Genomic DNA, 8,495 nt, shown 5'->3' with positions numbered 1-8,495 from the left:
CCACTCAGACCAGGGCAGCCAGTTCAGCAGCCTGGACTGGCAAAGTTTCCTCAAGGCCAACAACCTAATCAGTAGCATGAGCCGGCGCGGTAACTGTCACGACAACGCCGTGGCAGAGAGCTTTTTCCAACTGCTGAAGCGCGAACGCATCAGGCGGAAAACCTACGGCACTCGTGAAGAAGCACGCGCTGATGTGTTCGATTACATCGAGATGTTTTATAACCCTAAACGCCGGCACAGCAGCGCTATGCAGCTATCGCCAGTGGATTTTGAAAAGCGCTATTTCCAGAGCTTGGAAAGTGTCTAGGAAAGCCGGGGCGATTCACCCCCAGAGATAGAAGACCGGTTGACGCCGGGGCATTGGACAGGTGTCCTGGTCTAATTCCCGTGGACACCATGATAGGGGATGATTCCCCCGGAGAGGACGTTGACCAGCATGACAACCCATTCCCGTAGAACCTTCGATGTGGCCCTCAAACTGCATATCGTGCAGATGATCCGCGAGTAAAAAACCTGAGCGTTGCCCAGGTCTGACTTGATCAGGGGCTGGTCGACAGCGCGGTGCGCTGCTGGTGGGTCCAGTACGATGCCGCAAAGCTGGGCCAGCCTAGGGGCGATAAACGGCTAACGCCCGAGCAGCAGCGTATTCGTGGGCTCGAACGCGAAAACCAGCGGCTACACGAGGACGTCTCCCTGCTAAAAAGCTTCAGCCTTCTCCCGGGAACTGAAGTGATCCAGCAGGCGATTGATCAGCGCCATAAGCAGGCCTGTGTTTCTCGGCTGTGCAGCGTGCGGAACGTGACCCGCTCGGGGTTCTATGCCGCCCAGCAGCGCGAGCGCGAATCTGCCGTATACCGTTGCGCTGAAGCCGCCTTCCAGGGCAGCCGCTGCCTGAGCGCGGTGCTCAAGGCCCAGTGCCTGCCAGCAGGTCGACATCGCAGGCTTTGATACGCACGTGTGGGGTTACACGGTGCAGGCGTTCGGCGACCGGAGGCCAAGACGCAGAGCAGCTCGCCCGACCCGCAATCGCGGATCTTGAAGACAGGCAATGGCTTCGATCAGCGCCACAATGCGCAGGCGGCGGTGGACGAAAGTGGCATGATCGTGGCCAAGTAGCTGATCGCTGCGGCCGCTATTGGCTGAGATCGGACCGTTCGGCAATCCCTCGGCTGCCGCCCTCACCCGTTGCAACATCGAGCCCGAATCACTGTCACTGACTCAGTCACTTAGGAGGTACGAATGAAGCTGATAACCACCCTTGCCGTTGTTGGCACCTTGCTGGTCGGCTGCGCTCAGCATGAACGAGAAATCAGACACGGCTATGGCAATGATGCCCTACCCAGCGCTGAAGTGAAGGCTTTCCAGGCTGCGGATGCTCGACTGCATTACCAGGACGCGCGTATCGAGTGGGACCAGAAGAACTGCGCGCTCTACCAGGGCATCGCCCCGGATGGCGCACTGCGGACCGTCCCCCTCGCCGACCAGAACGGCAAACCCATCTGCAGCCGCCCATAACCCGCCCCTGATAAATTCCCTCGCTATAGTGCCCACGCCGTACGTTTTACGCGCGCGGGTTCTATCCTCGGCGCATGGATAGCGCTGATCTTATCCGCCGCCTCGAAAACCTGATCCCCGCAATCGATGCGGACACGGCCCCTGCCGGCTCATAACCGGTGGTACCTCAGCGACCTGCCTGCGCTGTTACGCACCCGGCACTGGCGAGCAGAGCGCCGTCTTCGCCCAGTCCGGCGAGGCAGCGGTTGGCCTCGGGTCTATACAGCGAAGGAGCCCCGCCCCGGGTAACCATCAGCGCCCGGGCCACCGCACCTGAATAGGTCGCGGGGCCTATACCGGAGTCGGCGCCTACTGCTACGGACTGAATAGCGGCGCGAGGAGAAAGACCACCCGACAGCCTGCTCTTGCGCTCGACGCCACTTGACAGCGGCCGTTCGAAAACGCGTAATGGCTTGCAATGTTAACGTTAACTAAAATAAAAAGAAGAGGCCGCCACATGCAGCTATCCGTCAAACGCGAGTATTGGCTTATCAGCGGCTTGCTATTTTTCTTCTTTTTTTCCTGGTCTTCCAGCTACTCGCTGTTCTCGATCTGGCTTCATCGGGTCATCGGCCTGAACGGTACTGAAACCGGCTTTGTCTTCGCCGCCAATGCCGTTGCCGCCTTACTGATTCAGCCGTTCTATGGCGCCCTCCAGGATCGCCTTGGCCTGTCGAAAAAGCTGCTGGCCTGGATTGGCATCCTGCTCTGTGCGAGCGCCCCGTTCGCGATTTTCGTCTATGCCAACCTGCTGGCTCATAACGTGGTACTGGGGGCGGTGGTCGGTGCGGCTTTCCTGGCACTGGCCATGCTCGCGGGCGTGGGCGTGATCGAGTCCTACACCGAACGACTGTCGAGGCACGTGGGCTTCGAGTTTGGCACCAGCAGGATGTGGGGCTCGCTGGGCTGGGCCAGTGCGACAGGCGTGACGGGCGTGGCATTCGACATCGACCCGGATATCGCCTTTTACCTGAGCAGCGCTGCCGGAGCCGCATTCCTGCTGATCCTGTACAAACTGGATTTGCGCAGATTCGCCCCGCGCCAGGTCGCCGGAGTGACTGCAGCCAGCCCAGTACGCCTGCACGATCTATGGACATTGCTGACGCTGCCTCGCTTCTGGGCATTCGGCCTGTACCTGACCGGGGTCAGCGGGGTCTACATGATCTACGAGCAACAGTTTCCCGTGTATTTCGCCTCGTTCTTCGCGACCCCGGAGGCGGGCACCCGAACGTATGGGTATCTGAATTCATCGCAGGTGTTCCTCGAAGCGGCGTTGATGCTGGTCGCCCCTTGGGTGGTGAGCCGTACGGGCGCCAAGTACGGATTGATTCTGGCCGGTAGCATCATGTTCGTTCGTATTCTTGGTTCCGGGCTGGCAATGGAGGCCTGGACCATCGCCGCCTGCAAGATGTTGCACGCCTTGGAAGTGCCAATCCTGCTGGTTTCGGTATTCAAGTACATTTCGTTCAACTTCGATTCGCGCCTGTCCGCTTCGATCTATCTGGTGGGGTTCCAGTTCGCCCAGCAATTGACCGCGATGCTGCTGTCGCCGCTGGTGGGCTACGGCTACGACCATTTTGGTTTTCCGAGCGTTTACGTGCTGATGGCTGGCCTGGTCGGCGGCTGCCTGCTGCTGTCATTGACGCTATTGCGCCCGGACCCGCCCCGCAAGCCCTCCCCTTGCAGGGTTACTGATTCGCTGGAACTCCCTGCCATTGCTCAGCCCGTCACCCGTTACAAACCTTAGGACACCCTAGAGAGGAGCAAACCATGCATGCTGCACGGCTGGACAAAGCCCATCAAGCCATCGAAAAAAAGCGCCCCGAATGTGGTGACGACTATCGCCTTGGCTACCACCTGTCGCCGCCAGCGGGATGGATGAATGATCCGAACGGGCTGGTTTGCTTTCGCGGTGAATACCATGTGTTCTACCAGCACCATCCCTACTCGGCGCAGTGGGGGCCGATGCACTGGGGGCATGCCAAGAGCGGCGACCTGGTGCATTGGGAGCATCTGCCCATCGCCCTGGCACCCAGCGATGCTTACGATCAGGGCGGGTGTTTTTCAGGGTCGGCGGTGGTTGCAGGGGATACCCTTTATCTGATCTACACCGGGCACACTTGGCTGGGTGAGCCCGGTGATGACCAGAACATTCTCCAGGTCCAATGCCTGGCCAGCAGCACGGATGGCCTCACTTTCAACAAGCACGGGCCGGTCATCGCAACGCCGCCGGCACCGCACATCATGCATTTTCGCGATCCGAAGGTCTGGAAACGTGGCGAGCTATGGTGGATGGCGCTTGGCGCTCGGCAAGCAGATGACCCACAGCTGTTGCTCTATCGCTCCGAGGACCTGCATCACTGGGATTATCTGGGCTGCGCCCTGCAAGGTCGACGTGAAACGGACGGCTATATGTGGGAATGTCCAGATCTCTTCGAACTCGATGGTTGCGACGTTTTTCTCTATTCGCCGCAAGGTCTGCAGCCCAGTGGTTATGATAAATGGAACAAATTCCAGAACAGCTACCGAATCGGCCAGCTTGACGACAGCGGACGCTTTAGCCCTTGCGGCGAGGTTCACGAGCTTGATCATGGCCACGATTTTTACGCGGCGCAGACCCTGCTGGCACCAGACGGGCGCCGTCTGCTGTGGGCATGGATGGATATGTGGGACAGTCCGATGCCGAGTCAGGCGCACCACTGGTGCGGCGCGTTGTCGTTGCCCCGTGAGCTGAGCCGCGACGGCGAACGGCTGCGCATGCGGCCAGCCCGTGAACTGACAGCATTGAGGCAGTCACAGCAAGTGCTGCAGATCGGGGCAATCGAATCTGCCACCTGTTCACTCGGTGTACGGAGCGCCTTACTGGAAGTTGAACTCGTCCTGGAACTGGCTGGCAGCAGTGCCGAACGCTTTGGCCTGGCGCTACGCTGTAGCGAGGATGGACAGGAGCGCACCTTGCTGTATTTCGATGCCATGGCCCGACGCCTGGTGCTCGACCGGCAATACGCGGGCGCGGGCGTGAGCGGCGTTCGCAGCGTCCCCGTGGCTACCGGGCAAACGCATATCGCGCTGCGGATTTTTCTCGATCGCTCGTCCATAGAGGTGTTCGTCGACGACGGTGCCTATAGCCTTACCAGCCGGATTTATCCACGGCCCGACAGCCTCCGGGCCAGCGCTTTCGCCGTCAATGGGATCGGGCTGTTCGGGGAGGCTTCAACCTGGGAGCTGGCCGATACCCAACGCTGATACAGCGGACGGGGACAGGCACCGGGCAGCGCCTTGTCATGCTTTCAACAAGCATGACATGATGCCTGGCCAGAAAAACAAGGGCTCCGGAATGGCTTCGGTTAAAGATGTCGCACGGCTGGCCGGGGTGTCCTTGATGACCGTTTCCAGGGCACTCAACACCCCGGAAAAGCTGAACCAGGAAACCCTGGCGAAAGTTCGCCAGGCGGTCGAGACTCTGGGTTATGTTCCCAGCCTTTCCGCCCGCAGGACCCGCGGCGGTCACTCCCGGGGCAAGACCATCGGCGTCTTTGCGCTGGATACCGCGACCACCCCCTTCGCCGTGGAAATGCTCCTTTCGATGGAGCGCACGGCACGAGATACCGGCTGGAACCTTTTCATCCTCAACCTGTTCGAAGCGCCGCCGAGTCAGCAAACCATCGACCTGATGCTCTCCCATCAACCTGACGGAATCATCTTCAGCACCATGCAGTTACGCAGCGTGCAAATTCCCCAGGTATTGCGCAGCCTGCCGCTGGTGTTGAGCAACTGCATCAGTTCGGTACCTGGCGTCGCCTGCTACATACCCGACGACGAGGAAGGTCAGTATCAGGCCATAGGGCAGGCACTGAAACGAGGCTACCGCAAGCCACTGTGCATCAACCTGCCGCGCAGCAGCCTGGCCAGGCAATGGCGCCAGCAAGGGTTGCTCCGCGCCCTCACGGAGGCCGGTATTGCCATGGACAGCGTTCACCAATACGACCTGTCCACCGATGACGCCTATCAGGAAACACGGCTGGCCCTGGAACACCAATTGCTCGGCTCCAGGGGCAAACCGGCTTTCGATCTGCTGGTTTGTGGCAACGACCGTATCGCCCTGGTCGCCTATCAGTACCTGCTCGGTCGCGGCCTGCGCATTCCAGAGGATGTGGCGGTTCTCGGCTACGACAACATGATTGGCATCGCCGAACTGTTCTACCCTCCCCTGAGCACAGTGCAACTGCCCTATTACGAAATGGGCCGCCGTGCAGCGCGGCATCTGATCGAAAGCCGGGACGACAATACGATTCACAGAGTTGCCTGCCCACTCATTGCCCGTGATTCATGCTGATGAACGGGTCTACGAGCCGCAGCCTGCTGCCGGACCCTACCGACCGGCCTGGCTCGTAGCGCCTTGCCGATGGCCTGCCGCCCCCCCTACCGAACTGAACCTGCCCGATTCAGCGCTGCTCAGCCGTTACTGGAGCTGGGCGAGCAGGGCCTTGGCGACCCCTTCCGAACTGGCCGGGTTCTGGCCGGTAACCAGCCTGCCATCCTCGACCACGAAGGGTGCCCAGTCCGGGCCCTTTTCGTACTTGCCGCCAAGTGCCTGGAACTCGTCCTCGATCAGGAAGGGCACCACGTCGGTCAGTCCCACGCCGGCTTCTTCGCCGTTGGTGAAGCCGGTTACGCGACGGCCCTTGATCAACGGTGAGCCATCGGCGGCTTTGACGTGACGCAGCACACCAGGGGCGTGGCAAACGAAGCCGATGGGCTTGCCGGCGCGCGCGAAGGCTTCGATCAGACTGATGGACAGTCGCGACTCGGCCAGGTCCCACAGCGGGCCGTGGCCGCCTGGGTAGAAGAGCGTGTCGAATTCCTGCTGATTGACGGTTTCCAGCTTCAGGGTACTGGCCAGATGCGTTTGTGCCTGCGGGTCAGCCTTGAAACGTTGGGTCAGCGCGGTCTGGAACTGCGCTTGGTCGCTCTTCGGGTCCAGCGGCGGTTGGCCCCCTGCTGGGGATGCCAGTACCACCTCGGCGCCGGCATCCTTGAACAGATAGTAAGGCGCGGCGAACTCTTCAAGCCAGAAGCCGGTTTTCGCCCCGGTGTTGCCTAGCTGATCGTGGGAGGTCAGCACCATCAGTATTTTCATCATGAAATCCTTCTTGTCGCTGTAGGGTTCTTGATTAGTCGCCTGAAAGGCTCTGGAGTGCCCGATGCTTTACACGTTATGGCCCATGCAGCCGGTCAACGAAGACGCGGTACGACACAGGCGGGGAACGAGGCAGGCAAACTGGCCCCTGCCCTGCCCTGTGCACCCGGCTCGATACCTGGGGGCTGGAACGAAGAAAGGGGCAGCTACGCCTGTCGCTGCCCCTTTCTCCTGAAGCGACCAAAGCCTACAAGGGGCTGACCGCACTGGAACATCGCTCAACGCTTGTCCTTGCGCTTCTTCTCGGCCTTCTTGTGGTGGCTCATCAGACGGCGCTTCTTGTTCACCTGGCGATCGGTGAGGGTGTTCTTGTTGCCCTCGTAGGGGTTCTCGCCGCCCTTGTATTCGATGCGGATTGGCGTACCAACCAGTTTGAGCACGCGACGGTAGGTGTTTTCCAGGTACCGGGAGTAGGCACGTGGCACGGCATCGACCTGGTTACCGTGGATCACGATCAACGGCGGGTTGGCGCCACCGAGGTGGGCATAACGCAGCTTGATACGGCGGCCATTGACCAGAGGCGGCTGGTGCTCGCGTACTGCATCCTCGAGGATCTGCGTCAGGCGGCTGGTCGGCCAACGGGTGATCGCCGACTGGAACGAGGCCTGCACCGACTTGTACAGATGACCGACGCCGGTGCCGTGCAGCGCCGAGATGAAGTGGATGTCAGCGAAGTCGACGAAGAACAACCGGCGTTGCAGCTCGGTCTTCACGTAGTCGCGCTCGCTGGGCTCCATGCCGTCCCACTTGTTGAGAGCAATGACCAGAGCACGGCCACTCTCGAGCACGAAGCCGAGCAGGTTGAGATCGTGGTCGACCACGCCTTCGCGGGCGTCCATAACGAACACCACGACATTGGAATCCTGGATCGCCTGCAGGGTCTTGACCACCGAGAACTTTTCCACCGCCTCGAAGATCTTGCCGCGGCGACGCACCCCGGCGGTATCGATCAGGGTGTATTTCTCGTCATCGCGCTCGAAGGGGATGTAGATACTGTCGCGGGTGGTGCCAGCCTGATCGTAGACGATCACCCGGTCTTCACCGAGCATACGGTTGACCAGGGTCGACTTGCCGACGTTGGGACGACCGATGATGGCCAGCTTGATGCCGTCCTTCTCGCTAGGGCCGGGAATGCGCTTCGCTTCCTCGCCCTCGGCGACCACTTCGGCCTCCTCGCCCTCTTCAGGTTCGCCGGCGTCCTTGGGGAAGCTACCCAGTGCCGCTTCGAGCATCTGGGTGATGCCACGGCCGTGAGCACCGGCGATGGCCAGGGCTTCGCCCATGCCCAGCGGGGCGAATTCAGCGCGGGCCAGATCCGGGTCGAGGTTGTCGACCTTGTTGACCACCAGGAAGCTGCGCTTGTTACGCTTGCGCAAGTGCTCGCCAATCATCTGATCGGAGGCGGAAAGCCCCGCACGGGCGTCGACCAGAAACAGCACGGCGTCGGCTTCTTCGATGGCCTGCAGGGACTGCTCGGCCATCTTCGCGTCGATGCCTTCTTCGTCACCGGAAATACCGCCGGTGTCGATCACGATATAAGTACGCCCCTGCCATTTGGCCTCGCCGTACTGGCGGTCGCGGGTAAGACCGGAAAGGTCACCGACGATCGCGTCGCGGGTGCGAGTCAGGCGGTTGAACAGGGTGGACTTGCCGACGTTCGGCCGACCCACCAGGGCAATTACGGGAACCATTCGGCTCTCCACTTCGTTATTTCAGAAAATACAAAAGCCGCTGCACAGGC

Annotated in this window: 7 protein-coding genes; 5 read left to right on the top strand and 2 right to left on the bottom strand. The window is 60.7% G+C overall.

Annotation, left to right across the window (positions count from 1 at the left end; genetic code table 11):
* From BLR94_RS20060 to BLR94_RS20035, 5 genes are all read left to right on the top strand, one after another.
* On the top strand, positions 1-307 hold a 307-nt coding region (locus tag BLR94_RS20060), incomplete at its 5' end, for an IS3 family transposase (RefSeq protein ID WP_139207451.1).
* Positions 308-1,239: 932 nt separating this feature from the next.
* Positions 1,240-1,515, top strand: coding sequence for a hypothetical protein (locus tag BLR94_RS20050; RefSeq protein WP_084307662.1), 276 nt, complete (start codon positions 1,240-1,242; stop codon positions 1,513-1,515).
* A 496-nt stretch (positions 1,516-2,011) separates the two neighbouring features.
* Complete coding sequence (locus tag BLR94_RS20045; protein WP_084307663.1) at positions 2,012-3,301, top strand: oligosaccharide MFS transporter; 1,290 nt, start codon at positions 2,012-2,014, stop codon at positions 3,299-3,301.
* 23 nt (positions 3,302-3,324) lie between these two features.
* On the top strand, positions 3,325-4,800 hold the full coding sequence (locus BLR94_RS20040; RefSeq protein ID WP_084307664.1) for a glycoside hydrolase family 32 protein: 1,476 nt from the start codon (positions 3,325-3,327) through the stop codon (positions 4,798-4,800).
* Between the two features lie 91 nt (positions 4,801-4,891).
* Positions 4,892-5,890 (top strand): LacI family DNA-binding transcriptional regulator, encoded by a 999-nt coding sequence (locus BLR94_RS20035; protein ID WP_084307782.1) that lies wholly within the window; start codon positions 4,892-4,894, stop codon positions 5,888-5,890.
* Between the two features lie 126 nt (positions 5,891-6,016).
* Here the strand turns inward: BLR94_RS20035 and BLR94_RS20030 are convergent, their stop codons facing one another.
* On the bottom strand, positions 6,017-6,694 hold the full coding sequence (locus BLR94_RS20030) for a type 1 glutamine amidotransferase domain-containing protein (RefSeq protein WP_084307665.1): 678 nt from the start codon (positions 6,692-6,694) through the stop codon (positions 6,017-6,019).
* A gap of 278 nt (positions 6,695-6,972) precedes the next feature.
* Positions 6,973-8,445: a ribosome biogenesis GTPase Der gene (der, locus tag BLR94_RS20025; protein WP_084307666.1), complete on the bottom strand. Its 1,473-nt coding sequence runs from the start codon at positions 8,443-8,445 to the stop codon at positions 6,973-6,975.
* Positions 8,446-8,495: the final 50 nt, after the last annotated feature.

The organism is Phytopseudomonas flavescens (genome assembly GCF_900100535.1).
Taxonomy (GTDB): domain Bacteria; phylum Pseudomonadota; class Gammaproteobacteria; order Pseudomonadales; family Pseudomonadaceae; genus Aquipseudomonas; species Aquipseudomonas flavescens.
This window is presented reverse-complemented; position numbering and strand designations above follow the sequence as displayed.

Coding starts and splice junctions, on each gene's coding strand:
- BLR94_RS20050 (WP_084307662.1), top strand. CDS start 1,240: ATGAAGCTGATAACCACCCTTGCCGTTGTTGGCACCTTGCTGGTCGGC.
- BLR94_RS20035 (WP_084307782.1), top strand. CDS start 4,892: ATGGCTTCGGTTAAAGATGTCGCACGGCTGGCCGGGGTGTCCTTGATG.
- BLR94_RS20045 (WP_084307663.1), top strand. CDS start 2,012: ATGCAGCTATCCGTCAAACGCGAGTATTGGCTTATCAGCGGCTTGCTA.
- der (WP_084307666.1), bottom strand. CDS start 8,445: ATGGTTCCCGTAATTGCCCTGGTGGGTCGGCCGAACGTCGGCAAGTCC.
- BLR94_RS20030 (WP_084307665.1), bottom strand. CDS start 6,694: ATGAAAATACTGATGGTGCTGACCTCCCACGATCAGCTAGGCAACACC.
- BLR94_RS20040 (WP_084307664.1), top strand. CDS start 3,325: ATGCATGCTGCACGGCTGGACAAAGCCCATCAAGCCATCGAAAAAAAG.